At 69.1% G+C, this 26,837-nt stretch carries 28 protein-coding genes; 20 read left to right on the plus strand and 8 right to left on the minus strand.

The annotated features are described in order from the left end of the window. Positions 1-2 precede the first annotated feature (2 nt). Entirely contained in the window at positions 3-752 is a 750-nt protein-coding gene (locus ABYF38_RS08610) for a ribonuclease HII (protein WP_371153022.1), read from the plus strand. A gap of 39 nt (positions 753-791) precedes the next feature. Beyond that, the gene (locus ABYF38_RS08615; RefSeq protein WP_371151976.1) at positions 792-1,106 is read left to right on the plus strand and encodes a DUF2469 domain-containing protein; all 315 of its coding nucleotides are present in this window, start codon (positions 792-794) and stop codon (positions 1,104-1,106) included. On the opposite strand, the gene ABYF38_RS08620 is transcribed toward ABYF38_RS08615, so the two are convergent. Beyond that, positions 1,096-1,743, minus strand: a complete 648-nt coding sequence (locus ABYF38_RS08620) for a DNA-3-methyladenine glycosylase I (protein ID WP_371151977.1) — start codon at positions 1,741-1,743, stop codon at positions 1,096-1,098. The genes ABYF38_RS08615 and ABYF38_RS08620 overlap by 11 nt on opposite strands. Before the next feature lie 194 nt (positions 1,744-1,937). On the opposite strand from ABYF38_RS08620, the gene ABYF38_RS08625 reads away from it, so the two are divergent. From ABYF38_RS08625 to ABYF38_RS08645, 5 genes are all read left to right on the plus strand, one after another. Beyond that, the gene (locus tag ABYF38_RS08625; protein ID WP_371151978.1) at positions 1,938-2,324 is read left to right on the plus strand and encodes a YraN family protein; all 387 of its coding nucleotides are present in this window, start codon (positions 1,938-1,940) and stop codon (positions 2,322-2,324) included. Continuing rightward, the gene (locus ABYF38_RS08630; RefSeq protein WP_371151979.1) at positions 2,324-3,916 is read left to right on the plus strand and encodes a YifB family Mg chelatase-like AAA ATPase; all 1,593 of its coding nucleotides are present in this window, start codon (positions 2,324-2,326) and stop codon (positions 3,914-3,916) included. Before ABYF38_RS08625 ends, ABYF38_RS08630 begins: the two co-directional genes overlap by 1 nt. Continuing rightward, complete coding sequence (gene dprA / locus ABYF38_RS08635; RefSeq protein ID WP_371151980.1) at positions 3,897-5,135, plus strand: DNA-processing protein DprA; 1,239 nt, start codon at positions 3,897-3,899, stop codon at positions 5,133-5,135. Before ABYF38_RS08630 ends, dprA begins: the two co-directional genes overlap by 20 nt. Before the next feature lie 129 nt (positions 5,136-5,264). After that, positions 5,265-6,185, plus strand: coding sequence for a tyrosine recombinase XerC (locus tag ABYF38_RS08640; RefSeq protein ID WP_371151981.1), 921 nt, complete (start codon positions 5,265-5,267; stop codon positions 6,183-6,185). Between the two features lie 122 nt (positions 6,186-6,307). Then, entirely contained in the window at positions 6,308-6,691 is a 384-nt protein-coding gene (locus tag ABYF38_RS08645; protein WP_371151982.1) for a VOC family protein, read from the plus strand. A gap of 123 nt (positions 6,692-6,814) precedes the next feature. Here the strand turns inward: ABYF38_RS08645 and ABYF38_RS08650 are convergent, their stop codons facing one another. The 3 genes from ABYF38_RS08650 to ABYF38_RS08660 all read right to left on the minus strand — a co-directional run bounded on the left by ABYF38_RS08650 (position 6,815) and on the right by ABYF38_RS08660 (position 9,271). Continuing rightward, positions 6,815-7,393: a M23 family metallopeptidase gene (locus ABYF38_RS08650; RefSeq protein ID WP_371151983.1), complete on the minus strand. Its 579-nt coding sequence runs from the start codon at positions 7,391-7,393 to the stop codon at positions 6,815-6,817. 141 nt (positions 7,394-7,534) lie between these two features. Next, positions 7,535-8,065 carry an Imm61 family immunity protein gene (locus tag ABYF38_RS08655; RefSeq protein WP_371151984.1) on the minus strand — a complete coding sequence of 177 codons (531 nt, stop codon included), beginning with the start codon at positions 8,063-8,065 and terminating at the stop codon, positions 7,535-7,537. A gap of 186 nt (positions 8,066-8,251) precedes the next feature. Continuing rightward, positions 8,252-9,271 (minus strand): hypothetical protein, encoded by a 1,020-nt coding sequence (locus ABYF38_RS08660; protein ID WP_371151985.1) that lies wholly within the window; start codon positions 9,269-9,271, stop codon positions 8,252-8,254. 1,132 nt (positions 9,272-10,403) lie between these two features. Between ABYF38_RS08660 and rpsB the strand changes: the two genes are divergently transcribed. The 13 genes from rpsB to ABYF38_RS08725 all read left to right on the plus strand — a co-directional run bounded on the left by rpsB (position 10,404) and on the right by ABYF38_RS08725 (position 23,125). After that, positions 10,404-11,249, plus strand: coding sequence for a 30S ribosomal protein S2 (gene rpsB, locus ABYF38_RS08665; RefSeq protein ID WP_371151986.1), 846 nt, complete (start codon positions 10,404-10,406; stop codon positions 11,247-11,249). A 17-nt stretch (positions 11,250-11,266) separates the two neighbouring features. Further along, positions 11,267-12,106, plus strand: a complete 840-nt coding sequence (gene tsf, locus ABYF38_RS08670) for a translation elongation factor Ts (RefSeq protein WP_371151987.1) — start codon at positions 11,267-11,269, stop codon at positions 12,104-12,106. A 92-nt stretch (positions 12,107-12,198) separates the two neighbouring features. Beyond that, positions 12,199-12,948, plus strand: coding sequence for a UMP kinase (gene pyrH / locus ABYF38_RS08675; RefSeq protein WP_371151988.1), 750 nt, complete (start codon positions 12,199-12,201; stop codon positions 12,946-12,948). Further along, complete coding sequence (frr, locus tag ABYF38_RS08680) at positions 12,945-13,502, plus strand: ribosome recycling factor (RefSeq protein ID WP_371151989.1); 558 nt, start codon at positions 12,945-12,947, stop codon at positions 13,500-13,502. Before pyrH ends, frr begins: the two co-directional genes overlap by 4 nt. Positions 13,503-13,506: 4 nt before the next feature. Then, complete coding sequence (locus ABYF38_RS08685; protein ID WP_371151990.1) at positions 13,507-14,433, plus strand: phosphatidate cytidylyltransferase; 927 nt, start codon at positions 13,507-13,509, stop codon at positions 14,431-14,433. Then, positions 14,430-15,671 carry a 23S rRNA (adenine(2503)-C(2))-methyltransferase RlmN gene (gene rlmN, locus ABYF38_RS08690; RefSeq protein ID WP_371151991.1) on the plus strand — a complete coding sequence of 414 codons (1,242 nt, stop codon included), beginning with the start codon at positions 14,430-14,432 and terminating at the stop codon, positions 15,669-15,671. The genes ABYF38_RS08685 and rlmN overlap by 4 nt, the downstream gene beginning before the upstream one ends. Beyond that, positions 15,668-16,222 carry a DivIVA domain-containing protein gene (locus ABYF38_RS08695; RefSeq protein WP_371151992.1) on the plus strand — a complete coding sequence of 185 codons (555 nt, stop codon included), beginning with the start codon at positions 15,668-15,670 and terminating at the stop codon, positions 16,220-16,222. Before rlmN ends, ABYF38_RS08695 begins: the two co-directional genes overlap by 4 nt. Beyond that, entirely contained in the window at positions 16,215-17,459 is a 1,245-nt protein-coding gene (dxr, locus tag ABYF38_RS08700) for a 1-deoxy-D-xylulose-5-phosphate reductoisomerase (protein WP_371151993.1), read from the plus strand. Before ABYF38_RS08695 ends, dxr begins: the two co-directional genes overlap by 8 nt. 41 nt (positions 17,460-17,500) lie before the next feature. Continuing rightward, a complete protein-coding gene (locus ABYF38_RS08705) occupies positions 17,501-18,784 on the plus strand; it encodes a M50 family metallopeptidase (RefSeq protein WP_371153023.1) in 1,284 nt (427 codons plus the stop codon). Positions 18,785-18,919: 135 nt separating this feature from the next. Further along, positions 18,920-20,095, plus strand: coding sequence for a flavodoxin-dependent (E)-4-hydroxy-3-methylbut-2-enyl-diphosphate synthase (gene ispG / locus ABYF38_RS08710; RefSeq protein WP_371151994.1), 1,176 nt, complete (start codon positions 18,920-18,922; stop codon positions 20,093-20,095). 75 nt (positions 20,096-20,170) lie between these two features. Continuing rightward, positions 20,171-21,997 carry a proline--tRNA ligase gene (locus tag ABYF38_RS08715; protein ID WP_371151995.1) on the plus strand — a complete coding sequence of 609 codons (1,827 nt, stop codon included), beginning with the start codon at positions 20,171-20,173 and terminating at the stop codon, positions 21,995-21,997. Next, a complete protein-coding gene (def, locus tag ABYF38_RS08720; RefSeq protein WP_371151996.1) occupies positions 21,997-22,494 on the plus strand; it encodes a peptide deformylase in 498 nt (165 codons plus the stop codon). The genes ABYF38_RS08715 and def overlap by 1 nt, the downstream gene beginning before the upstream one ends. 130 nt (positions 22,495-22,624) lie before the next feature. Further along, the gene (locus tag ABYF38_RS08725; RefSeq protein ID WP_371151997.1) at positions 22,625-23,125 is read left to right on the plus strand and encodes a DUF3145 family protein; all 501 of its coding nucleotides are present in this window, start codon (positions 22,625-22,627) and stop codon (positions 23,123-23,125) included. Between the two features lie 105 nt (positions 23,126-23,230). Here the strand turns inward: ABYF38_RS08725 and ABYF38_RS08730 are convergent, their stop codons facing one another. From ABYF38_RS08730 to ABYF38_RS08745, 4 genes are all read right to left on the minus strand, one after another. Next, entirely contained in the window at positions 23,231-24,445 is a 1,215-nt protein-coding gene (locus ABYF38_RS08730) for a beta-ketoacyl-[acyl-carrier-protein] synthase family protein (RefSeq protein ID WP_371151998.1), read from the minus strand. A gap of 124 nt (positions 24,446-24,569) precedes the next feature. After that, positions 24,570-24,818, minus strand: a complete 249-nt coding sequence (locus ABYF38_RS08735; protein ID WP_371151999.1) for an acyl carrier protein — start codon at positions 24,816-24,818, stop codon at positions 24,570-24,572. A gap of 27 nt (positions 24,819-24,845) precedes the next feature. Continuing rightward, entirely contained in the window at positions 24,846-25,856 is a 1,011-nt protein-coding gene (locus ABYF38_RS08740) for a beta-ketoacyl-ACP synthase 3 (protein WP_371152000.1), read from the minus strand. Then, the gene (locus ABYF38_RS08745) at positions 25,853-26,776 is read right to left on the minus strand and encodes an ACP S-malonyltransferase (protein WP_371152001.1); all 924 of its coding nucleotides are present in this window, start codon (positions 26,774-26,776) and stop codon (positions 25,853-25,855) included. Before ABYF38_RS08745 ends, ABYF38_RS08740 begins: the two co-directional genes overlap by 4 nt. Between the last annotated feature and the right edge of the window lie 61 nt (positions 26,777-26,837).

Below are 26,837 nucleotides of genomic sequence, written 5' to 3' on the forward strand. Positions count from 1 at the left end.
GCATCCCGCCGTGTAGCCGGGACATCGAGCTGCCCCTAGTGGAGAGCTTCGGGCTGGTGGCAGGCATGGACGAAGTCGGCCGTGGCGCGATCGCGGGGCCCGTGTGCGTGGGAGTCTGCGTGGTGGGGCCGGAGACCGGCCAGCCCCCGGCGGGCCTGACCGACTCCAAGTTGCTCACCGCCAAGCGCCGCGAGGCGCTGGTGGACCCGGCCGCCCGGTGGGTGGCGGCCAGCGCAGTCGGTGCGGCAAGCGCCGCCGAGATCGACCAGATCGGCATCGTGGCAGCGCTGCGCCTGGCGGGCCGGCGCGCCCTCCACGCCGTCAGCGCCCAGGGCTACGCGCCCAGCTTCGTGCTGCTGGACGGCAGCCACGACTGGCTCAGCGAGCCGCAGGCGGACCTGTTCAGCTTCGATGCGGCGGTGCCGACGCCCCAGATCGGTGGCGCGCACGCAACGGCGCCCGGTGGGCTGGGCCCGGGGGAGCGCGGCATGTACGGGCCGGGCAGTGCGGCGTTGGCCTACGACGGTCCGGTCCAAACGCTGGTGAAGGGCGACGCGCGCGTCAGCGTCATCGCGGCCGCCTCGGTGCTGGCCAAGGTGCGGCGCGACGCCTACATGGCGGGCCTGGCAGACCCCGGGTATGGGTGGGCCTCCAACAAGGGATACGGTGCCGCAGTGCACTACCGGGGCATCGCGGCGCACGGGTTGAGTGAGCAGCATCGCCGCAGCTGGAACCTGCCGGGAACGGACTGAACCGCCAGCTTTGCACGGGCGTAGGGCACAATTGGGCCTGTGAGCATGGAAGACCTGGAAGAGTACGAAGACCGCCTGGAGCTGGCCCTCTACAAGGAGTACCGCGACGTCCTGCCGATGTTCAACTACGTGGTTGAAACCGAGCGGCGCTTCTACCTGGCCAAGGAGGTCGAGGTGAAGGCCCACAGCGCCGGCGGCGAGGTCTACTTCGAGCTCTCGCTGCGCGACGCCTGGGTGTGGGACACCTACCGCACCTCCCGCTTCGTCGACTCCGTCCAGGTGGTCACCTTCAAGGACGTCAACGTGGAGCGCCTGGCGCCGGCCGACTTCGAGGTCCCCGACGTCACCCTCTGACCCTTGCCCCGACGCGCTTATGCTTGTGCGTCCCCACCAGGTGGGTGTCCACGATCCCGATGGCCTCCATCAACGCGAAGCACATGATCGGGCCAACCCGTTTGAAGCCCGCCTCCCGCAGGGCCTGCGCCAAGGCGCGCGAACCGGGCGACTGGCTGGGCACCAGTTCGCTGCGCACCAGGTCAGGGAATGACTCTCCCGTAAAAGCCCACACCAGGTCGGATAGGTCGCTCCCGGTCTCGCGCAGTGCCACGGTGGCCCGCGCGTTGTGGATCACCGCCTCAATCTTGGCGCGGTTGCGCACAATGGCCGCGTTCTGAAGCAGGCGGGCGACGTCGTCGTCCGTAAAAGCCGCCACGGCCTCCGGCTCGAAGTTCGCAAAGGCGCTCCTAAAGGCGGCGCGCTTGGCCAGGATCGTGCGCCAGGACAAGCCGGCCTGAAAGAGCTCTAGGCTCAGGCGCTCAAAGACGCCGCGCTCATCCCGAACCGGATCGCCCCACTCGGTGTCGTAGTAGTCGCGCAGCAGCGGATCCCGGGCGGCCCAGGCTGGCCGGGCCAGGCCGTCTGCCCCGATGATCACGCTCGGCTCCTGTTCCGGTGGGCCTTCCACTCCTGGTTCCTGGTTGCTGTATCTCATCGTGTTCCTCCCTCCGCTCCAGCTTGCGCCTAACGACACGGCTAGGCAAGGACGATGCGCGCAGTGCGCTTGTCGCCCCGCAGCCGGCTACTTGGGGACAGCACGCGGGCGGCCAAGGTGTGGATAACCCCGCTGGGCTCACCGTGCGCACCGGCGTTGGCGGACCACCCCACGCCCAGGCGAGCCTGGGGCGCATGAACAGCGAGAACGACGGCTCCCACCGCCAGGCCCTAGGCCGCCGCGGCGAGGAAATTGCATGCAAGATGCTGGTTTCCGAGGGCTTCCGGCTGCTCGGACGCAACTGGCGAGACGGCAAACGCGGCGAACTGGACATCATCGCCCACGACCTGCGCGAGGACGCAGTGGTTTTCGTGGAGGTCAAGACGCGCACCACGGATGCCTGCGGACGGCCCGCCGAGGCGGTCACCCCCTCCAAGCTGCGCCGCATGCGCACGCTAGGACGCTCCTGGCTCTCGATGTACGGCTGGCGATACTCACTGGTGCGCTTCGACGTGGTCGAGGTACTGGTGGCCCCCACGGGGCCTGCGCGCGTCAACCACATCCAGGGAGTTGACCTCTGATGGCGCTCGCGTTTACACGGTCCATCTGCCTGGTGGGACTGGGCGGTCACGTGGTCGACGTGGAGGCCCAATCGGCGCCGGGACTTCCCGCCGTGACCCTGGTGGGCCTACCCGATGCCGCACTGAGGGAGGCCAAGGAGCGGGTGCGGGCGGCGATCTCATCCATTCGGGTCGGCTGGAAGGAAATGCGCACCACCGTCAACCTGTCCCCGGCCGGGGTGCCGAAGGCCGGCACCGCTTTCGACCTGGCGTTGGCCGTGGCCATGCTCGGCTCCCAGGGGCTACTGAGAGCGGAGCGGGCCCGCAACGTGGTGCACCTGGGCGAGCTGGGCCTAGACGGCAGGCTCCTGCCGGTTCGAGGCATCCTGCCGGCGGTTAGCGTGGCCGCCAGTCACGGCTATCGGCAGGTGATGGTGCCCGCGGCGAACGCCCAGGAAGCGCAGTTGATCCCCGACGTAGAGGTGGTGGCGGTAGAACACCTGGCCGACGTCGTCACCCACTACGGCGGACACCCGGGCAATAGACCAAGCAGACCGGCGGCAGCAGAGGGGAACGCGGGGGACCACCGGGCCACCGGTGGGCAGGCGGGCGCGCAGGCATCCCCCCAAGGCGTCGGGGGCAGCGAGCCCGATCTCAGCGACGTGGTGGGACAGGCGCACGCCCGCCGCGCCCTGGAGATCGCCGCAGCCGGCGGGCACCACCTGTTCCTGCTGGGCAGCCCGGGGGCGGGCAAAACGATGCTGGCCGAACGCTTACCAGGCATCATGCCACCACTAGAACGCAAGGACGCGCTGGAGGTCACGGCCCTGCACTCGCTGGCCGGGACCCTGATCCGGCCCAGCCTCATGACAACGCCGCCGTACCAGGCACCCCACCACAGCGCCACCATGCCGGCGATCCTAGGCGGAGGCTCCGGAATGCCCCGCCCGGGTGCAGCCAGCCTCGCCCACGCCGGGGTGCTTTTCCTGGACGAGGCCCCGGAGTTTGCGGCCCGGGTGCTGGACAGCCTGCGCCAGCCGATGGAATCGGGGCAGATCACCCTGCACCGCTCCGCCGGGACCGCCACCTACCCGGCGCGCTTCCAACTGGTCCTGGCCGCCAATCCCTGCCCGTGCGGAAACGCCCTATCCGAAACCCAGACCTGCCAGTGCAAGCCGATGGAACGCAGACGCTACGCCGCCCGGCTCTCCGGACCACTGCTGGACCGGGTGGACATGCAGGTCGTAGTCCAACCGGTCAGCGCCACGGACCTGCGCAGCGGTGCCGGGGAACCCAGCGCCCAGGTGGCCGCGCGCGTCAGCGAGGCCCGGCGCAGGGCCGCGCACAGGTGGAAGGACCACCCCTGGCGGCAAAACTCCCAGATCCCGGGCTCGTTCCTGCGGTCGGAGGCGGGCGGTCTCAGCCCGATCTCCCGCCGCCTGTTGCGCGCGTGGATGGAGTCAAGCGGCGCCTCGCTGCGCGCGGTGGATCGGGTGCTGCGGGTGGCGTGGACAGCCGCAGATCTGGACGGTAGCCCGAGCGTGGGGGAGGCCCACCTGGCTGCCGCCTTCAACATGAGGATGGGGGGACACGATGGAATGGTCGCAGCGTGAGGGCAGCGCCCGCGCCGGGGGCGGCGAGGGCGCTGCCGGGAGCGAGACGGGGAAGACCGGGATCACCGACCAGCTGGAACCGGCGTTGGTGTGGGGGCGGCTCACCGAGCCAGCAGACACCGCCGCCTCCGTGCTCATCGAAGCCACCTCGTACGGCCAGGCCCTTGAACTGGTGCAGGCAGGGCTGAACGGTCAAGACGCCCTCGCCATGACCGGGCAGGGCAGCGTCGCGCAGTGGGAGAGAGCCATCAGACGATGGACCACCCGCCTGGAAGGCCAGGACCCGGCAGCTTGGGTCAGGCGGGATCTGCGCGCAGGAGACGTACTGGGCGCCCAGTTCATCTACCGGGGACACCCGCTCTACCCGCCGGCCATGGCAGACCTGGGGCACGCCGCGCCCCTGGGCCTGTGGGTGCGCGGCCGGGCCGAACTACTCTCCGCCCCCGCTAGCGTCGCGCTGGTGGGCACCCGCGCCGCGACCGCCTACGGGGAGCGCGTGGCAACGCGACTGGCGGAAGAACTGTGCACCACGCGCCCCGACCTGGCGGTGGTCTCCGGTGGCGCCTACGGCATCGACGCCTGCGCCCACGCCGGCGCGCTCGCGGTTGACGGCAACACAGTCGCCTTCCTGGCCGGGGGACCAGACCGGCTCTACCCGGCGGGAAACACCGCCCTCCTGGAACGAATAGTTCGCCACGGTGCGGTGGTGAGCGAACTGCCGCCGGGCTCGGTTCCCTCCCGGGTGAGGTTCTTGCAGCGCAACCGCCTCATCGCCTGCGCGGGAGCCACCGTCGTGGTGGAGGCCGCCGCCCGGTCCGGCGCCGCCAACACCGCCTCCCACGCGGCGGAGATCGGGCGCAGCGTCGGCGCCGTGCCGGGCAACGTGACCTCGCAGCTTTCGGCGGGCTGTCACCGGCTGATCCGGTCCGGGGCCACGCTGGTGACGAGTGCGGCCGAGATACTGGAGTTGTTGCCCCATGCCGGGTGGGCGCTGGAGGAGGAAGCAGGCAGCCCCAACGACCAGCTCCTAGACGGGCTGGATTCCTCCGGGCGGGCGGTGCTCGACGCGCTGCCGACGCGTGCCAGCTCCACGCTGGAGCAGATCGCCAGGCGGGCAGGGCTGGGGCCGCCGGAGGTGGAGACAACCCTGGCGTTGCTGGAGATGCTCGGCAAGGTCAGGCGTGCCGAGGGTTACCCGCCGCGCTGGGCGCGGGCCTAGGCTCGGCGGCTGCTACCTAGGTCTGGTGCCCACCTCATAGGCCGGCGCCTGCTGCAAGGACTGGGCTGCTACTGCAAGGACTGGGCTGCTGCTGCAAGGACTGGGCTGCTGCTGCATAGGATGGGCGCCATGACGGCAGGCAGCGAGGCGGTGAGCAGCGGCGAGGAACTGCGCCGCTTTATTGCTCACCTGTCCGCCACGCGCTCCCTTTCCCCGCACACCGTGCGGGCTTACCAGGCCGACGTGTGCTCCCTCTACCAGAGCCTGGGAGTCCAGCCGGACGAAGCGCTCCACCTAGACCTGCCCGGGCTGCGGCTATGGCTCGCCGAGCTGGACGCGGCCGGGCTCTCCCGCGCCACCCTTGCCCGCCGCGTGGCGGCCGTGCGCACCTTCAGCGCGTGGCGGGTGCGGGCCGGCCTGGCCCCCACCGACCCGGCCGCCCGCCTGCGTGGCCGCAAGGCCGCCAACACCGTCCCCACGGTGCTCACGGACTGCGCCGCCCAGGCGCTCCTGGACACGGCCAAGGAACTGGCCGCCGGGGGAGAGGCGATCGCCACGCGCGACTGGGCCGTGTGCGAACTGCTCTACGGCGCCGGCGTGCGTGTCGCCGAGCTCTGCGCCCTCAACCTCGCCTCGCTCTCCCTCCACGAGCGCACGGTTCGCGTCATGGGAAAGGGCGGCAAGGAGCGGGTGGTTCCCTTTGGGGCTCCCGCAGCAGACGCGCTCGCCGCCCACCTCGCCAAACGCAGCGCGGCCCCCAGCTCCGCCGACGCCCGCGACGCGCTGTTCCTGGGTGCGCGCGGGGGCAGGTTGGACCCCAGGACGGTGCGGCGCGTCCTAGACAAGCTCACCCGCGCCGCCGGGGTGGCGGCCATCAGTCCGCACGGCCTGCGCCACTCGGCCGCCACCGGGCTGCTGGCCGGGGGAGCGGACCTGCGCAGCGTGCAGGAGATCCTGGGGCACTCCTCCCTGCAGACCACGCAGCGCTACACCCACGTCACCGCGGAGCGTCTGCGCGCCGCCTACAACCAGGCCCACCCGCGCGCCTGAGATTCTGCCGCGACCCAAACGCGGGCACGCGGCCCGCCCGGACCGCAGAATGGACTGAGCGCCCAGGACACTGGAGGAAGTGGGTGCGGCAGTTTGGACGGGGCGATCCGAGCGGGGGAGAAGTGAGAATAGAACACGTTGCGCTTTACGTGAATGACCTGGAGGCCGCCCGGGACTTCTTTGTCACCTACCTGGATGGCAGCTCCAACGAGCTCTACCACAACAGGAACACTGGCTTTCGTTCCTATTTCCTCAGCTTTGCTGATGGGGCGAGGGTGGAGGTAATGACCAGGCCAGACATGGTTGACGCGGAGAAGGCATTGACCCGAACCGGTTACGCCCACATCGCCTTTTCCGTGGGCAGTGCTGCCCGAGTAGACGAACTCACAGCCTGGCTGAAGGCGGACGGCTACGAGGTCGTGAGCGGTCCCCGGACCACGGGAGACGGCTACTACGAGAGCTGCGTGGTCGCGGTTGAAGGAAACCAAATCGAGATCACGGTCTGACCTCTCTCGCCCTCGCCGGGAGCCGGGAAAGCCTGCCGGCGTGCGGCCCGCGTGGTGCGCGCCTCCAGCTCCACCGAGGCGGCGGGAAAACCCCGCCGCCGCGAACTTCCCGGCCCAGTCGAATCACCAGACGGGCTTTAGCACGATGGGCGGGCGCAGCAGCCGCATCGGGTCTATGTAGCGCTGTCCGATGCGCGCGCCCCAGTGCAGGCCGTCCCCGCCGTCTATCTCCGCGCGATGCCCGGCGGCCAGCACCCCAATGAATTGGCCGGTCGCCACCACCTGCCCCGCCACCACGCCGGCCTCCACGGGCTCGTAGGTGGTACGCACCCCGTCGGCGTGGTCGATCGAAACCACCGGCTTGCCGGCCACCTTCCCGGCGAACGCGACCACTCCAGCCCCGGCGGCCGCTACCTCTTGCCCGGCACTCGCCGCCAAGTCCACGCCCCGGTGCCCCGGCGACCACGGATCTGGCCCGACCTCGAAGGCTCGCAGCACCGCGCCCGGGACTGGTCGACGGTATGACACCGCTGCCCGCGCTCCGGCCGCCTCGAACTGTGGCGGCACTGCTTCGGAGCGGGCGGCAGGGACGTCGGCCACCAGCAGCAGCACGCAGGTCGCCAGCAGGGCGAGGAGGCGGCGGGACCGGTCGGCTCGGCGGGCGCGGGGCGAGGCCGAATGGTGGGACGTAGTGGCGGGCATGCCCCCACCCTCGCGCGCAGGCCCCGCTTCGAGGCAGGCGTGTCGCGCACGGACCGCCCGGCAGGGAATTCCACAGTACGACGCGCCGCCGGCCCTCGAACAAGCGCGCCCGCTACTTAAATTTCCCGGAGATGAGGCAACCTATCTGTCGCCGTATTCCAGGAACTCACCTTCAAACAGAGGGCGCCCCTGAGGGTCAAGATAGGAGGCGATAATATCTTCTAGTGGTTCTCCGGCGAAGTGTGAAAACCTGGTTGGCCGGCCGAGTTCGCTGTACGACTTCAATCGTGCGGGTATCCGTCCGTGCTTTGCGTGCTCCAGGACGTAAAGAGAGTCGCCGATGCGTTGAATGGTGTATCCGGGTTTTGGGGTCTGGCCCCAGCGGATCCAGTCAAACTCTGCCAAATTGTTCTTACTTCGGTAGTCCGCCCCGATGAATGTGGCAACATACTTTTCGGCGAGGTTTAGGTCGGTTGTAAAAAAGTAGAAGTCTGGCTGGTCTAGTCGCTCGTATGAACCAATGCAGTACTCGCCGTTTTGAAATATTAATTGGAGGGTGGTGGGGTCTAGGTAGCGGAATTTGTAGCCATCTGGCAACTCTGCAATGGCGGCGTCGGGAGATAGCTGCTCAATGAATGAGTGAAGGGTACTGCTTACTTTGAAATCGGCCATATCGTAATAGCTTTCATGTCGACTAGTTGTTCCATGGTGAATACTGCTTTCCCCCTCAGGAAGCGGAGTTGTGTCGCTCCGCCTGGGTATCCCAGGCTGGGTGCCACTGTGGATACCTCGATGGTAAAGCCGCTTGGGAGGTTTGCAAGTCCGAATTGTCTATACTCTGCTTCCAGGGAGGGTAGGCTAGATTCCTCTAGCCTCGAAACTGAAGACTCTGCCGTCCTTCACTGCGGCGAACCATTTTCCGTCGGGTTTCCCAACCCGGTCTATGATGTCTCCGTAGCGCTCAATGTATTGCTTAGGGGTAAGTCGTTGTTTGCTTCCAGCAACTTCTGTCGGATTGGTCCACCTGAAGTCGAACTCTCCGGGGCCTGTTCGGTACAGTTGATTCCATTCTTCCGGATTCTTGATCCGTCTGCCGAACCGGCGTCCGTAGGGGGATTTTGATGCTAGGAGGTCTCGGCCCTTGGTTCCTGGTTGGAGGGTCTTGCCCCTGACGTAGAGGTTCTTCCTGTTGGCGGCGATGCGTAAGCGCTGCCCGAACTTCAGCAACGCATCGCGCGCACCGGGCGGGATGGCGCTTTTGGCGAAGGTTAAGAACGCGCCCTTCAGTCCACCAGCAGCTTTGAGTGCCCCACCAAAGTTCTTCAGGGCCTTGAGTGAGGAGACTGCGCCGCGTAGTCCGCCTAGACCGATGCAGCCCAGGGCGGCGAAGCCCACGGAGAGGAGGGCTTCGCCCCAAGTCTTCTCGCCACCCAAGGCCAGGCCGATGTTCGCTAGTGCAGCCACGATCCCAGCGATCCCAGCAATAACCGCTAGCGCTTGCCCCAGTACCGGAACCCAGCACAACACCAGAGCCAAGATGCCGGCGATGGCGGCGACCCACTCAGCGATGGCGGCGATCCAGCCCAGGACCTTAGCGCCCCAGTTCTCCCACCAGCCATCATTGAGCCCATCGGTGGTGGTTGCCCGCTGGATGGCGTCAATAGCGTTCTGCGCGGCTCGATCCCGGTCCGCAACAGCGGCCTGGACCACCCGGACCTGATTATCAATCCGCTCCTGTGCGGCCGCCGCCTCCTGTCCAGCACTATTAGCTAGCCGCGTGTAGCGCACCTGCTGGTCATGCCCATAGCCGCTGTCGTCGTCGGCGCCCGCGTAGTCGTCGGCCCGGTCTTGGTAGTAGCGCTTTATTGCGGGCCTCATCGCGCTCCCACTTGGCCTGCCTGGCCGCATACAAAGCACTCAGCGTGTCGGTCTGCACCCGGTCCAACGCAGCCGAATAAGTCTCCAACGCCTCCCCAGCCGCGCGATAACGCCCCTCTGCTCTACCAATCCCGTCTAGCAGGGTGTCACGCTGCTCCAGCAGCGCGGTGACACTCTCGGCCCGCGAGCTTGCCCCAGCTTCCAGCGCCCGCAGGTTGTCGGCGCAACGCTTGATCGCATCAGCCATACCCCGATACCGCTCCGCCCCGCTGCGCACCACCACCGGATCCCCCGGAGTCGGATCACCACCCAACCCCAGAGCACTCCAATCAGAAGGCCGCACACTCACCAAATGCCTCCGATGGTCAGCTCACAGCGAGCTACATGGTCATTAGGGAACTCTGGCAAAGATAGTCCGTTGCCGGAGTAGTTTCTATGTCTGCAAGCGCTCTGGGGATAGGAGCTTCTATGCCATTGACAGGTGAGTGGTGGCGTGGCGTCTAGCGATGATAGCGCTGGGGAAGGCGGTGTGCTCATAACTACGGGGGGGCGCCCCGCTGGTCTTGAAAACTGACGATCCCTTGCCTAACTCGTCGACCCCACCTGAACCTCGACGACTTTGACTGAGGTTTTACCTGGATGGGCCGACCGTCATCGGCGTGTAGAGGGCTGTCCGGATAAAGGAAGTAGTATCAGGATTTGGCGCGCAGGCCCCGCTTCGAGGCAGGAGCGTGGCGCACGGACGCCCCCGCAGGGAAATCCACAGCCCGACGCGCCGCCGGCCCGTGCACAAGCGCGCCCGGGGCAGCCCAACCTCCCGCGCCCCGCGCCCCGCGCCACCCCTGTGAGCCATCTCGCAGCGGCCCGGCGGATTCTGGGCGCGGCGGGAATTGAGGCGTCGCAACGCCCACCTGTAGACTCTGCCTGCACCCCTCGGGGTGACTTCGCGCGCCCGCACGCCGGCAGAACGCCGGGGTAACCGGCAAAACGCCGGGAGCAGAGGTGTGGTCCCCTCGGGGTGGCCGCTGCTCGCAGGCGCCAGGAAGGTGCAATTCCGCACCGCTCAACCACTAACGGGCCCTAGGGCCCCCGAATGGCCTCCTGCCTTAAGGTGGCCGCGAAAGGACGTGCAATGGCCGTCGTGACCATGCGTCAGCTCCTGGAGTCCGGTGTCCACTTTGGTCACCAGACCCGCCGTTGGAACCCGAAGATGAAGCGCTTCATCCTCACCGAGCGCAACGGCATCTACATCATCGACCTGCAGCAGACCATCGCGGACATCGACTCCGCTTACGAGTTTGTGAAGCAGACCGTCGCCCACGGCGGCACCATCCTGTTCGTCGGCACCAAGAAGCAGGCCCAGGAGGCCGTTGCCGAGCAGGCTCAGCGCGTGGGCATGCCCTACGTCAACGAGCGCTGGCTGGGTGGCATGCTGACCAACTTCTCCACCGTCTCCAAGCGTCTGCAGCGCCTGAAGGAGCTGGAGCAGGTTGACTTCGAGGACGTGGCCGGTTCTGGCCGCACCAAGAAGGAGCTCCTGCTCATGCAGCGCGAGTTCGAGAAGCTGTCCCGCACCCTGGGCGGCATCCGTGACATGGCCAAGGTTCCCTCCGCTCTGTGGGTCGTTGACACCAAGAAGGAGCACCTGGCCATCTCTGAGGCTCGCAAGCTCAACATCCCCGTGGTGGCCATCCTGGACACCAACTGCGACCCGGACGAGGTTGACTACCGCATCCCCGGTAACGACGACGCCATCCGCGCCGTCGGCATCCTCACCCGCGTGATCGCCGACGCCGCCGCTGAGGGCCTGGTTGCCCGCTCCGGCGCCAAGGGCGGCGACGCTGCCGAGCCGCTGGCTGAGTGGGAGCGCGAGCTGCTGGGTGCGGACGACGCTGCCGCCCCGGCCGCCGAGGCTGTCGAGGCCGCCACCGAGGCCCCCGAGGCCGCCACCGAGGCCCCTGCCGCCGAGCAGGCCTGAGAAAGGACCCATTAACAATGGCGAACTACACCGCTGCTGACATCAAGGCGCTGCGCGAGAAGACCGGCGCCGGCATGATGGACGTCAAGAAGGCCCTGGACGAGGCCAACGGCGACGCCGAGAAGGCCATCGAGATCATCCGCGTTAAGGGCCTGAAGGGCCTGACCAAGCGCGAGGACCGCGCCACCTCCGCCGGCCTGATCGTGGCCGACGTGGTGGAGGCCGAGGGCGGCAAGGTTGGCTACCTGGTCGAGATCAACTCCGAGACCGACTTCGTTGCCAAGAACGAGAAGTTCATCTCCTTCGCCGAGTCCGTGCTGGCCGCCGCCGTGGCCGCCGAGGCCGCCGAGCTGGACGCCCTGCTGGCCGCCCCGCTGGGTGAGCGCACCGTGAAGGACGAGCTGGACGAGCTCGCCTCCGTCATCGGTGAGAAGATCCAGGTTCGTCGCGTCGCCCGCCTGGCCGGCGAGGACGTGGCCCTGTACCTGCACAAGACCGCCAAGGACCTGCCCCCGCAGGTTGGTGTGCTGGTGGCCTCCACCGGCGCCGCCAACACCGTGGCGCGCGACGTGGCGATGCACATCGCCGCCTACACCCCGAAGTACCTCACCCGTGACGAGGTGCCGGCCGACGAGGTTGCGCACGAGCGTTCCGTGCTGGAGGAGGCCACCCGCGCCGAGGGCAAGCCGGAGGCGGCTCTGCCCAAGATCGTGGAGGGCAAGCTGAACGGCTTCTTCAAGGAGATCGTGCTGCTGGACCAGCCCTACGCCAAGGACCCGAAGGTGTCCGTGGGTAAGGTCGTGGAGGAGACCGGCGGCACGCTGACCGGTTTCGCCCGCTTCCGCGTGGGTGTCTGATTCCCCTTCGGTGGCCCCGTCCAGTTTCTTGGGCGGGGCCACCGCCATGTTCGGCCCCAGGGCCTTAAAGTAGGTAGGACGAAAGGTAGGCCATGACTGAAGTAGCTGCGCAAGAAGACAAGAAGGTACGTCGGGTTCTGCTCAAGCTCTCCGGTGAGATGTTCGGAGGCGGCAAGATCGGCCTGGACCCGGATGTGGTCTCAGACGTGGCCCAGCAGATCGCGGAGGCGGTGCGTCAGGGCGTTCAGGTGGCCATCGTGGTGGGCGGCGGGAACTTCTTCCGTGGCGCCCAGCTGGCGGAGCGGGGCCTGGAGCGCTCCCGCGCCGACTACATGGGCATGCTGGGTACCGTGATGAACGCGCTGGCGCTGCAGGACTTCCTGGAGAAGGCGGGCGTGGTCACCCGCGTGCAGACGGCGATCACGATGGGACAGGTGGCCGAGGCCTACATCCCGCTGCGCGCCATTCGCCACATGGAAAAGGGGCGCGTGGTCATCTTCGGTGCAGGCGCGGGCATGCCCTACTTCTCCACCGACACGGTGAGCGCCCAGCGCGCGCTGGAGACCCGCTGCTCCGAGCTGTTGGTGGGCAAGAACGGCGTGGACGGCGTCTACACGGCCGATCCGCGCGTGGACCCGGAGGCGAAGAAGCTGGACTACCTCAGCTACAGCGACGCCCTGACCCAGGGGCTGAAGGTCGTGGACGCTGCGGCCTTCTCCCTGTGCATGGAGAACAACCTGTCCATGCGCGTTTTCGGGATGAACGAGCCGGGTAACGTCACCCGTGCGCTTTTGGGTGAGACAATTGGAACTCTAGTGACCGCGAAGGGAGCAGCTCAGTGATCGAAGAAGCCATGCTTGAGGCCGAGGAGAAGATGGACAAGGCAGTGGGGGTGGCCCGCTCCGAGTTCGCGGCCATCCGCACCGGGCGCGCCAACGCGGCCATGTTTACCTCCATCGAGGTTGACTACTACGGCGCCCCGACGCCGCTGCAGCAGCTGGCCACCATCAACATCCCCGAGGCCCGCACGGTCCTCATCTCTCCCTTCGACCGCTCCGCGACGAACGAGATCGTCAAGGCGATCCGCGACTCCGACCTGGGCGTGAACCCGACCGACGACGGTCAGGTGATCCGCGTGGTGCTGCCGGCCCTGACCGAGGAGCGCCGCCGCGAGTACGTCAAGCTCGCCAAGGCCAAGGCTGAGGAGGCGCGCGTCTCCGTGCGCGGTATCCGCCGCAAGGCCAAGGAGGAGCTGGACCGCATCGCCAAGGACGGCGAGGCCGGCGAGGACGAGTGCGCCCGCGCGGAGAAGGAGCTGGAGGTGGTCACCAAGGCCCACATCGAGCAGATCGACGAGGCCCTGGCGGTCAAGGAATCCGAGCTGCTGACGGTCTGACCCGTTGAATAAGCAATCCGCTACCACCGGCCTGGCGTCGCGCGCGCCAGGCCGGTGGCGTGACCGCTTCTACCGGGTGGTTGCCCCGCCACCCACCCAGAACCGACCGCCGCTGCCCGCTACCCGCAAGGCCGGGCGCAACCTGCCGGCCGCCATCGGCGTGGGCCTGGTGCTGGTGGCGCTGATCGCCGTGACGCTGTGGATCCACAAGGTGGCGTTCCTGGTGCTGATGAGCTCGGCGATTTGCCTGGGCCTGTGGGAGCTGGCCGGGGCCGTGGCCCGCGTTGGCGTGATGCTGCCGCTGCCGCCGCTGTGGCTGGGCACCTTTGCCACGGTGGGGGCGGCCTACTACCTGGGGCCGGAGGCGATGTTCGCCGCCTTCGTGGGCACGGTGGGAGTGAGCGTGGCCTGGCGCCTGCTCTACGACGCCACCGCGCGCGCGATCCGTGACGCCACCGTGGCGGTCTTCGCGGCCGCCTACCTGCCGCTGATGGCGGGCTTCGTGGCCCTGCTCATCTCCCCACCGCAGGGCATCTGGTACGTGCTCGTGTTCGTGGGGATCACGGTGGCCAACGACGTGGGCGGCTACGCGGTAGGTGTCCTGTTCGGGCGCCACGCCTTCGCCCCCTCGATCAGCCCCAAGAAGTCCACGGAGGGCCTGCTGGGTTCCTTCGCCTTCGCCATCGCCCTGGCCCTGCCTTCCGTGCTGGCCCTGGGGGGCCAGTGGTGGCAGGGGGTGGCGCTCGGCATCCTGGGGGTGGTGGCCGCCACGACGGGCGACCTGGCTGAATCGCTCATCAAGCGGGACGTCGGACTTAAGGACATGGCCTCGACGCTGCCCGGTCATGGCGGAATAATGGACCGCTTGGATTCGTTGCTTTTGACCGCGCCTGTTACTTACTTGCTACTACCGATGGGATTGGGGGGATGATGGCCGACGTTGCCGCCAGCGCCCGCGCTAGGGACGCCGCCCGCCGCACAGGCACGCAGAGGCAGGTCCGTCCCACCGACCAGCCGCCGGAGGGCGCGACTCACCCGGGTGCGCGCCCGCAGCTGAGCTTCTCCGTCCCCAGGCGTGGCAAGGCACCCAGCCACCTGGCGGACCTGAGCCTGGCCGAGCGCAAGAGTGCGCTGAAGGAGGCGGGACTGCCCGCGTTCCGGGCCGACCAGATCTCGCGGCACTACTTTGGCCACCTCACCGCCGCCGCCTCCGACATGACTGACCTGCCGGCCGCCTCGCGCGAGGCGCTGGTGGGGGAGCTGCTGCCCCAGTTGGTCTCGCCGGTGCGCGTGCTGACCGCAGACAAGGGAGCCACGCTCAAGCACCTGTGGAGCCTGCACGACGGGGTGCGCGTGGAGAGCGTGCTGATGGGCTATAGGGACCGCACCACCCTGTGCGTGTCCTCCCAGGCCGGCTGCGGCATGGCCTGCCCGTTCTGCGCCACCGGCCAGATGGGTTTGACCCGCAATCTCTCGACCGCGGAGATCGTGGAGCAGGTGCGCATCGCGGCCGCCGCCTCTCGGGACGGGGACCTCACCACCGGCCCGGCCCGGCTGTCCAACATCGTGTTCATGGGCATGGGGGAGCCGCTGGCGAACTACAAGGCCGTGCTCGGGGCGGTGCGGCGCCTGACCGCCCCGGTCCCGGAGGGATTCGGGATGAGCGCCCGCTCCATCACGGTCTCCACGGTGGGACTGGTCCCGGCTATCCGCAAACTGGCGGGGGAGGGCATCCCCGTGCGCCTGGCGGTCTCCCTGCACGCCCCGGACGACGACCTGCGCAACGACCTGATCCCGATCAACTCGCGCTGGAAGGTGCCGGAGCTGCTGGACGCGGCCTACGACTACTTCGAGGCCACGGGGCGGCGCGTGTCCATCGAGTACGCGCTGATCAAGGACATGAACGATCACCAGTGGCGCGCGCAGCTGCTGGCGGACGAGCTGCTCTCGCGCGGCAGGGGATGGGCGCACGTGAACCCGATTCCCCTGAACCCGACCCCGGGCTCCATCTGGACCGCCAGCGAGCCCGATGTGATGGAAACATTCGTGGAGACGTTGCGCAGCGCGGGCATTGCCACCACGATTAGAGATACGCGCGGCAGCGACATTGATGGTGCGTGTGGCCAGCTGGCCACCGAGGTGTTGCAGCAAGAAAGGGAACGCTTGTGAGCGATCTGTTTGCCACTGTGGGCAAGCTTTCCAGCGGCTACGGCCGGCTCCAGGTTGACGAGTTCTTTGCTCGTGCCCGGCAGGCATACGAGGCGGGCAGCGAGGGCGATGGGGCCTTCACCGCCCGCACGGTTCGAAACGCCACCTTCCCGATCACGCGGGGTGGCTACAACATGGGCGAGGTGGACGAGGCACTGGACCGCATCGAGAGCGCGTTCGTGCAGCGCGAGCGCGCCGAGTACATCGCGGTGCACGGGCGCCAGTCCTGGCTGGACAACGTGGCCGAGCGCGCCAAGCGCCTCTACCCGCGCCTGCTGCGCCCGGCGGGCGAGCGTTTCGCCCACCCGGCCAAGGGGCGCGGCTACAAGGCCAGCGAGGTGGACGCCCTGTGCGACCGGCTCACCGCCTACTTTAACGAGGGCCGCTCGATCACCTCCTCCGAGCTGCGCTTTGCGGCCTTCACCTCCGCGCGGGGCGAGGCCGCCTACGCGGAGGCGCCGGTGGACGCGTTCCTGGCCGCCGCCGTCGAGGTGCTTCTCTGCGTTGAGTGAGCAGGTAGGCCCCGTAGTCATCCTGGGATCGACCGGTTCGATCGGCACCCAGGCGCTGGACGTGCTCTCGCGCTGCGCCCCGCACGTTGGTGTGGAGGCCCTGGCGGCCGGCGGGAACAACCTGGGCCTGCTGGCGAGCCAGGCGGCGGCAACCGGCGCGCGCGTTGTGGGCGTGGCCACCGGCAGTGCGGCGCAGGTGCGCGCGGCCATCGAGGCGGCGGAGGACGCCGCCGGCCTGCCCCGCGTTGAGCGCGAGATCCTGGTTGGCCCGCACGCGGCCGCCGACGTTGCCGCCTGCCGCCCGGACGGGGTGGTGCTCAACGGCATGTCCGGCTCGATCGGGCTGGGCCCCACCCTGGCTGCCCTGGAGGCGGGCGCGGACCTGGCGCTGGCGAACAAGGAGTCCCTGGTGGCCGGGGCCGCCCTGGTGCGCCGGGCTTCCAGGCGCCCCGGGCAGATCCGCCCGGTGGACTCCGAGCACTCGGCGATGTGGCAGGCCCTGGCCGCAGGCAAGCACAGGCGCGGCCTGGTGGCGCAGAGCGTGGACGGCAGTAGCGAGGTGGCCAGGCTGATCCTGACCGCCAGCGGCGGGCCGTTTCGCGGCAGGAGCCGCGCCGAGCTGGCTAACGTGAGCGCCCAGCAGGCCCTCAACCATCCCACCTGGGACATGGGGCCGGTGGTCACCATCAACTCCTCCACCCTGATGAACAAGGCGCTGGAGCTGATCGAGGCGCACGTGCTCTTCGACGTGGCCCCGGAGCGGATCACGGCGGTGGTGCACCCGCAGAGCGTCGTCCACTCGGCCGTAGAGTTCGTGGACGGCTCCACGATCGCCCAGGCCTCCCCGCCGGACATGTGCCTGCCCATCGCGCTGGGCCTGTCCGCCCCGCAGCGCTGGGCCGGCGCCGCCGCCCCCTGTGCTTGGGACGCCCCGGTCAGCTGGACCTTCGAGCCCCTGGACGAGGTCACTTTCCCAGCGGTGCGCCTGGCGCGCCAGGCGGTGGCGGCCTCATCCACCCACCCGGCCGTGTTCAACGCCGCCAACGAGGAGGCGGTGGACGCCTTCCTGTCCGGGCGGTGCGGCTACCTGGAGATCGTGGACACGGTGCAGGCCGTGCTGGAGGCCTGGGAACACCCCGGTGAGCCGCGCGACCTGGCGGACGTCACGGAGGTAGAGCGCCACGCCCGCGCGGCGGCCCGCGAGCGGTTGCAGCGAAATTCCACTAGCCTCGCATAGGCCCGCACCCGCGGGCGAGGTGGGAAGGAAGCGCCTTGTACGTGCTGGGAATTGTGCTGCTGATCGTTGGCCTGTTGGTCTCGGTGGCGCTACACGAGTTCGGTCACCTGATTCCGGCCAAGCTGTTTGGCGTCAAGGTGCCGCAGTACTTCGTGGGCTTCGGGCACACCCTGTTCTCGCGCCAGATCGGGGGAACCGAGTACGGGGTCAAGGCCATTCCCCTGGGCGGATTCGTGCGGCTGGTGGGCATGTACCCGCCGGCGCGCACCCCGGACAAGCCCGCGCGCGACGGCGGCGAATCGGCGGTGGCCGAGGCTCGCCGCGAGTCCCTGGCAGAGATCGCCCCGGGGGAGGAGCACCGCGCCTTCTACAACCTCAGCGTCCCGCGCAAGATCGCCGTCATGCTGGGCGGGCCGCTCATGAACCTGGCCCTCGCGGCCGTGTTGATGATCGTGGTGTTCGTGGGCATCGGCATGCCCACCCACAACTCCGCCCAGCTGGGCAACGTCATGGCCTGCCTGCCGGCCTCCTACGCCCCCGGTGAGGGCGCCCCCTCCAGGCAGAGCCCCGCGCCCCAATGCCAGTCCGGCGAGCTGGCGGGCCCGGCCGCGCTGGCCGGCCTGCAGGCGGGGGACAAGGTGATCTCCTGGAATGGCCAGAGCGTCACCGACTGGGCCAGCGTGCAGGCCGCCATCGCCGCCTCCCCGGCCGGCCAGAGCGCGAACGTGCAGGTGGAGCGGGGCGGGCAGCTGCTCACGCTGGCCGTCACCCCCGCCCTGGTGAGCATCGACGGGAAAGAACGCGCCTTCGTGGGGGTCAGCCCCGCCGTGGTCTACGAGCCGCAATCCGTGGGCGACGCCCTGCGCGCCACCGGCGAGGCCACCGTGGCCACCGCGGGGCTCATCGTGCGCCTGCCGGCGTTCATCGCCAACGCCGCCGGCGCCACCCTGGGCCTGACCGAGCGCGACCCGGGCGGCGTGATGGGCCTGGTTGGGATCGGCAGGGCCGCCGGCGAGGTCGCCAGCGCCGAGGGCGCGGGCGTGGACGCCTCCGCCCGCGTGGCCGGCTTCCTCACCCTGCTGGCCTCCCTGAACCTGAGCCTGTTCGTCTTTAACCTGCTGCCGATCCTGCCGCTGGACGGCGGCCACATCCTCGGTGCCCTCTGGGAGGGAGCGCGCAAGACCTTCAGGCGCGTCACCGGGCGCGGATACGCCGGCCCCACCGACACCGCCAGGCTGCTGCCGCTGACCACCGTCGTGGTTTACGCACTGGTCGGCTTGATGATCTTGTTGGTGGTGGCCGACGTCGTCGCGCCCGCCTTCTGACCGGTCAGGCCGCCGCGTCCGCCCACCATCTGCCCTGAAATGACGCGCCAAATCAAAGGTGCGGCCGGCGGAAAGGGGCAGCGGGCGGCAACGTCGTCCATCCATGGTCAGCACCACGGGCGGCAACAAGGGATAATGCTCGGCGTGAGTGCAATCAGTCTTGGTATCCCATCCGTCAAGGAAGCCGCCCCGGTGCTTAGCCCGCGCAAGCCCACCCGGCAGCTCATGGTCGGCAAGGTGGCGGTGGGTGGGGGAGCGCCCATCTCCGTGCAGTCGATGACCACCACCAAGACCCACGACATCGGCGCCACCCTGCAGCAGATCGCAGAACTCACTGCCGCCGGCTGCGACATCGTGCGCGTGGCCTGCCCCACCGACAAGGACGCCGATGCCCTCAAGGTGATCGCGGCCAAGTCCAACATCCCCGTCATCGCAGACATCCACTTCCAGCCCAAGTACGTCTTCCAAGCCATCGAGGCCGGCTGCGGTGCGGTGCGCGTCAACCCGGGCAACATCCGCAAGTTCGACGACCAGGTCAAGGAAATCGCCAAGGCCGCCAGCGACCACGGCGTGTCCATCCGCATCGGCGTCAACGCCGGCTCGCTCGACAAGCGCCTGCTGGCCAAGTACGGCAAGGCCACCCCCGAGGCGCTGGTGGAGTCCGCCGTGTGGGAGGCCTCCCTGTTCGAGGAGCACGGCTTCCACGACTTCAAGATCTCCGTCAAGCACAACGACCCCGTGGTCATGGTGCGCGCCTACCAGCTCCTCTCCGAGGCCGGCAACTGGCCCCTCCACCTGGGCGTTACCGAGGCCGGACCGGCCTTCCAGGGCACCATCAAGTCCTCCGTCGCCTTCGGCGCCCTGCTCAGCCAGGGAATCGGCGACACCATCCGCGTCTCCCTCTCCGCCCCGCCCGTGGAGGAGGTCAAGGTGGGCGCCCAGATCCTGGAGTCCCTCAACCTGCGCCCGCGCACCCTGGAGATCGTCTCCTGCCCCTCCTGCGGGCGGGCCCAGGTGGACGTCTACACGCTGGCAGAGGAGGTCACCGAGGGCCTCAAGGGCATGTCCGTGCCCCTGCGCGTGGCCGTCATGGGCTGCGTGGTCAACGGGCCGGGCGAGGCCCGCGAGGCCGACCTGGGCGTGGCCAGCGGCAACGGCAAGGGCCAGATCTTCGTGCGCGGAGAGGTCATCGAGACCGTGCCGGAGGATCAGATCGTCGAAACCCTGATCCGGCACGCCAACCGCATCGCGGAAGAGATGGGGCTGGAGGCCGGCGAGGGCGAGGTAGAGGTCACGCCCTTCACGCGCTAGCGGAAGGCAGCCGGGGCGGCTGCGGGCGGTGGCGCCGGAGTAAAATGGGCAAATCGTCTACGAAGAGGTTTTGCCGTGCTCGACCTGATGAGCTCCCTGTTCCTGCGCACGCTGCGCGAGGACCCCGCCCACGCCGAGGTGGCCAGCCACAAGCTGCTGGTCCGCGCCGGCTACATTCGCCGCTCCGCGCCGGGCATCTACACCTGGCTCCCGCTGGGCCTGCGCGTGCTGGGCAAGATCGAGGAGATCGTGCGCCAGGAAATGCGCCGCGCCGGCGCCCAGGAGGTGCACTTCCCGGCCCTGCTGCCGCGCGAGCCCTACGAGGTCACCGGGCGCTGGAGCGAGTACGGCCCCAACCTGTTCCGCCTCAAGGACCGCCGCGAGAACGACTACCTGCTGGCCCCCACCCACGAGGAGATGTTCACCCTCCTGGTCAAGGACCTCTACTCCTCCTACAAGGACCTGCCGGTCACCCTCTACCAGATCCAGACCAAGTACCGTGACGAGGCCCGCCCGCGCGCCGGCCTGCTGCGCGGCCGCGAGTTCGTCATGAAGGACGCCTACTCCTTCGACATCGACGACGCCGGCCTGGACGCCTCCTACGACGCCCAGCGCGAGGCCTACAAGGCCATCTTCACCCGCCTGGGTCTGGAGTACGTGATCGTCTCCGCCATGAGTGGCGCGATGGGCGGCTCCCGCTCCGAGGAGTTCCTGCACCCCTGCGAGATCGGCGAGGACACCTACGTGCGCTCCCCGGGCGGCTACGCCGCCAACGTGGAGGCCGTCACCACCGTGGTCCCGCCCGCCCAGGACTGGGCCGGCGCGCCCGAGGCCCGCGAGGTACCCACGCCGGGAGCCGCTTCCATCGGCGACCTGGTGGACTACCTCAACGAGCACGAGCCCGTGGAGGGCGGCTGGAGCGCCAGCGACACCCTGAAGAACATCGCCCTGACCGTGATCTCCCCGGCCGGCGAGCGCGAGGTCATCGTGGTCGGCATCCCCGGTGACCGCGGCATCGACCTGGCCCGCGTGGAGGCGGCCCTGAGCCCCAGCGCGGTGGAGCAGGCCAGCGAATCAGACCTGGCCAAGCACCCCGAGCTGGTGGTCGGCTACATCGGCCCCCAGGTGCTGGGCCCCAACTCTGCGGCCCGCGTGGTGGACGCCGACGGCAACCCCGCCGGCTCCGTGCGCTACCTGCTGGACCCGCGCGTGGTGGACGGCACCCGCTGGGTCACCGGCGCCAACAAGGTGGACACCCACGTGGTCGGCCTGGTCGCCGGGCGCGACTTCACCGCCGACGGCGTGATCGAGGCCGCCGAGGTGCTGGAGGGGGACATGGCCCCCGACGGCTCCGGCCCCCTCGAGCTGGCCCGCGGCATCGAGATCGGACACATCTTCCAGCTGGGCCGCAAGTACGCCAAGGCCCTGGACCTGACCGTGCTGGACCAGAACGGCAAGGCCACCGTGGTCACCATGGGCTCCTACGGCATCGGCGTCACCCGCGCCCTGGCCGCCCTGGCGGAGAACTACCACGACGAGTCCGGCCTGGCCTGGCCCATCCACGTCGCCCCCTACGAGGCCCTAGTGCTCGCCACCGGCAAGGGCGAGGAGATCTTCTCCACCGCCGCCAAGATCGCGACCGAGGCCAGCGACGCGGGCGTCGAGGTGCTCTACGACGACCGCGTCAAGGTCAGCGCCGGCGTGAAGTTCGCCGACTCCGAGCTGATCGGTGTGCCCTTCGTGCTCGTAGTCGGGCGCGGCCTGGCCGACGGCCAGGTGGAGCTGCGCAACCGGCGCACGGGCGAGGCCCGCGCCGTGGCCGTGGCCGACGCCGTGGCGGAGCTGAAGGCGGCCGTGGAGGCCGCCCGCGCCGAGGCAGGCGTGCCGGAGGCGACCCGCTGATGGCCATCCGGGAGATTCGCGTGATCGGAGACCCGATCCTGCGCACCGAGTGTGAGCGGATCCGGGACGTCAAGGACCCCCGCGTCAGGTCCCTGGTTGAGGACCTGCTGGAGACCGTGGACATGGACGGACGCGCCGGCCTGGCCGCCAACCAGATCGGCGTGGGCCTGCGCGCCTTCTCCTGGAACATCTACGGCGACATCGGCTACGTGCTCAACCCGGTCCTGGAGGAGGCCTCCATGGAGGAGCACTACCAGGACGGCGACGAGGGCTGCCTGTCCGTGCCCGGGCTGCACTTCCCGACCGAGCGGGCCTGGTACGCGCGCGTGCGCGGCGTCGACCTGGACGGCAAGGAGGTCGTGGTAGAGGGCGAGGAACTCATGGCCCGCTGCCTCCAACACGAGTGCGACCACCTGGACGGCAAGCTCTACATCGACCGCCTCAAGGGAAACGAGCGCCGCAAGGCCATGAAGGCAATCCGCTCCATGGGCTGGTAGCCAAAGGAGCGTCAGGCGGGGCCGAGGGGTAGACAACCCCTCGGCCCCGTGTTTTCATTTGGGACACACCGACATTCATCCTGACGGGTCCGGCTTGGGGAAGACGTACCCGAAAAGGAAGGCTCTGATCGTGACCGAGCAGACCACATGCGGTGTGTTCTTTGTGCACTCCATCCCGCGCGCCCTGTGCTCTCACGCGCAGTGGGCGCTCACCGACGTGCTCGGGTACTCCGTCCGGGTGGACTGGACCGCCCAGCCCCTAGGCGGCAGTGGGCTGGTGCGAGGGGAGTTCGGTTGGGTCGGACGCGTCGGCGCCGGGGCCGCCCTCGCCACCGCGCTGCGCGGCTGGGACCAAACCCGCTACGAGGTCACCGAGGACTGCACGGGCGCCTCCGTGGGAGGGCGCTGGTCTCACACCCCAGAGCTGGGAATCTTCCACGCCCAAACAGACCTGTACGGCAACACCGTGGTGCCAGAAAACCGCCTGCGCCTCGCGCTAGGGGCAGCAAGCCCCCAGGAGGTCCAGCGGGCCCTGTCCCTCGCCCTGGGCACGGCCTGGGATGTCGAACTGGAGCCCTATCGTTACGCCGGAGAAGACGCCCCAGTGAAGTGGGCTCACCGGGCCGGATGACGAGCTGACCGGCCCCTAGAGAACACGGCGATTGGAGAACACAAGCGGTGGGGGTGGCGGCAAGTAACGCGCTTGCCGCCACCCCCACCGGGTGTTTTCTTGGACTCAGGCTGCAGTGAATGCCAGGGCCACGTTGTGGCCGCCGAAGCCGAAGGAGTTGTTCAACGCGGCGCCGTCCCCGAGCTTGCGGTGCTCGCCCCGCACCAGGTCAATGCGCAGGTCGTCCTCCGGGTCCTCCACGTTGATGGTGGCCGGGGCCAGGCCCTCGCGCAGTGCCAGCACGGTCAGGATGGTCTCGAACGCGCCCGCGCCGCCCAGCAGGTGGCCGGAGACGGACTTGGTGGCGGAAACGGCGGCGTTAGGGGCCACGCGGGCGATCGCGTGGGCCTCCACGATGTCGCCCGCCGGGGTGGAGGTGGCGTGGGCGTTGACGTGCGCCACGTCCTTGCCGGTCAGCCCGGCCTTGCCCAGGGCCAGGCGCATGGCGGTCTCCTGGCCGGCACCGGTCGGGTCCGGCGGGGCGATGTCGAAGGCGTCGGCGGTCATGCCCCAGCCGGCCAGGACGGCGTGGACGCGGGCGCCACGCTTGGCGGCGTGCTCTGCGGACTCCAGCACCACCACACCGGCGCCCTCGGCCAGCACGAAGCCGTCGCGGGACTTGTCGTAGGGGCGCGAGGCGCTGGCCGGGTCGTCGGTGCGGGTGGACAGGGCACGCATGCGCGCGAACGCGGCCAGCGGCAGCGGGTGGATGGCGGCCTCGGAGCCGCCGCAGATCACCACGTCGGCGCGGCCCTCCTCGATCATCTGGGCACCGTAGGCGATGGCCTCGGCACCGGAGGCGCAGGCGGAGACCGGGGCGTGCGCGCCGGCCTTGGCGCCGAAGGCCACGGAGATGGTGGCGGCCGGGGAGTTACCCATCAGCAGGGGCACGGTCAGCGGCTTGACGCGGCGGGCGCCGTGGTCGCGGATGGCGTCCCAGCCGGACAGGATGGTGTGGACGCCGCCGATGCCGGTGCCGATCACCACGCCCAGGCGTTCGCCGTCCACCTCGGGGCTGCCGGCGTCGGACCAGGCTTCCTTGGCGGAGATGAGGGCGTAGCGGGCAACGAGGTCGGTGCGGTTTAGTTCCTTGGGGGAGAGCACCTCGGCCGGGTCCACCGCGACGGCGCCGGCGAAGTTGACCGGCAGCTCGTAGAGCTCAACCCAGTCGTTGTCGAGCGTCTTCACGCCCGAGCGTCCCTCCAGCAGAGCCTGCCACGTGGAGGCGACGTCGCCACCCAACGGGTTAGTGGTTCCCAGGCCGGTCACTACAACAGTCATGAGCGCTCCAAGTGGTCGGGCGGATTGGTGCCGCCGATTTGAGGGGAAGTTGAGAGATTGAGGGGCCGGTGCGCGGGCCGCCCTTGGTGATGGACGACGCCGCAGCACCGGCCTGCCGAATGAATCAGGCCTGAGCCTTGAGGATGTAGTTGACGGCGTCGCCGACGGTCACCAGGGAGGTGGCGTCCTCGTCGGGGATACGCACCTCGAAGCGCTCCTCGGCGGTGGCGACGATGGTCATCATGGACAGGGAGTCGACGTCCAGGTCGTCGGAGAAGGACTTCTCCAGCGTCACCTCGGCGACATCCACGCCGGTCTCCTCGTTGACGATCTCAGCCAGGCCAGCCAGGATCTCGTTCTCGGTTGCAGCCATTGCTACGCCTTTCTTGTTGGGTGCCGCTTATGCGGCGGGGGTAATCCGGGGCAGCTCCACCACCTGGGCCGCGTAGGCGAGCCCGGCGCCGAAGCCGATTTGCAGGGCGATCTCTCCGCCCTTGATCCTGCCGTCCCGGTACAGGGCCTGCGTGGCCAGCGGTACGGAGGCGGAGGAGGTATTTCCGGTCGTGACGATGTCGTCCGCCACGATGCAATCTTCTCGCAGGCCGATGCGCTGCGCCTGCTTTTCGATGATGCGCATGTTGGCCTGGTGCGGGATGAAGACGTCGATGTCCTCGGGGCGCAGCCCGGCGGCCTCGATGGCCCGCTTGGCGACCTCGGAGATCGTGAACGCCGCCCACTTGAAGACGCTGGGGCCCTCTTGTACCAGGGTAGGGCACTTCAGGTCCGGGTTGGCGGCGTAGTCCAGCCAGTTGCTGGTCTGGCCTACCAGGGCGGCCTTGTCGCCCTCCGAGCCCCACACGGAGGAGGCGATGCCTGCGGTGTCGGACGGGACCACCACGGCGGCGCCCGCGCCGTCCCCCAGCAGGAAGGAGATGGAGCGGTCGGTGGGGTCGATGAAGTCGGACAGGCGCTCGGCCCCGATCACCAGCACGCACTTGTTGGTGCCGGCGCGCACCAGGGCGTCGGCCTGGGCGATGCCGTAGCAGTAGCCGGCGCAGGCCGCGCTGATGTCCCACGCGGGCACCGGCCCGCAGCCCAGCTCGGCGGCGATGGCCGGGGCCAGGGCGGGGGTCTGCTCGAAGTGGGTGATGGTGGCCAGGATGACCCCGTCCACGTCCTTGGCGTCGACGCCGGCGGCGGCCAGCGCCTCCTTGGCGGCCTGCACGGACAGCCACAGCAGGCTCTCCTCCGGGGTGGCCCGCTTGCGGGTCACCATGCCGGTGCGCTGCTGGATCCACTCGTCGCTGGAGTTGATGGGCTCGATGATGTCTGCGTTGGGGACCACGCGCGAGCCGCGCACCCCGCCGATGCCGGCGATGCGAGAGCCGGCGCTTGCGGTAAAGGTCTTCACTTCTTCTCCTCGATGAGGGCGGCGGCGTCTGCGGGGGAGTTGACGGCGACTGCGCGAACGCCGGGCACGGCGCGCTTGGCGATGCGGGTGAGCACGCCGGCGGGGGCCAGCTCTACCAGCAGCTCGGGCTGGGCGGCGCTCATCTGCTGGCAGCAGGCGGTCCAGTCCACGGTGGAGGTGATCTGGTGGGCGATGCCCTCAGCCACGTCCGCGCCGCAGCTCAGCGTGGCGCCGCCCCGGTTGGACAGGAGCCGGATGGTCGGGTCGCGCAGCTCCAGGGCGGCCAGGGCCTCCTTGACCGGCGCCACGGCGGGGACCATGGCGGGGGAATGGAACGCGCCGTGCACCTCTAGGGCGATCACGCGGGCCTTAGCCGGCGGGTTCGCCGCCAGGGCCTCCAAGGCCGCGCGCTCACCGGCGGCGACGATCTGGCCCGGACCGTTCAGGTTGGCCGGGTGCGCGCCGGCGGTCTCGATGGCGGCGATGACCTCTGCGGGGTCTCCGCCCACCACGGCGCTCATTCCGGTCTGACCGGCCTCAGCGGCGGCGGCCATCGCCGCTCCGCGGGCGGCGGCCAGGCGCACGGCGTCGGCGGGGGAGAGGCTGCCTGCCACGGCGGCGGCGGTGATCTCGCCAACGGAGTGACCGGCCACCAGGGCGACGTCGGCCACCAGGCCACTGCGCTGCTCGCCAAGGCCGCCCAGCGCCCGCCACGCCAACAGGCCGGCGGCCACGATGAGCGGCTGGGCGAAGGCGGTGTTCTTGATCTGCTCGGCGGTGGCGGTGGTGCCGAGCTCTACCAGGTCGAGGCCGGCGGCCTCGCTGAGCTCGGTCAGGAATTCCCGCCCGGGTTCGTCCAACCACGCGCTGAGCATTCCGGGGCTCTGCGCTCCCTGTCCGGGGCACTGCACAACAATCACCCGGTCAGTCTCCCTTGGGGGCGCGGGGCAAGTCCCTCCCTGGCACGCACCAAGCCTCGCG

The sequence above is a fragment of the Buchananella sp. 14KM1171 genome (assembly GCF_041380365.1).
Classification (GTDB): Bacteria; Actinomycetota; Actinomycetes; order Actinomycetales; family Actinomycetaceae; genus Buchananella; species Buchananella felis.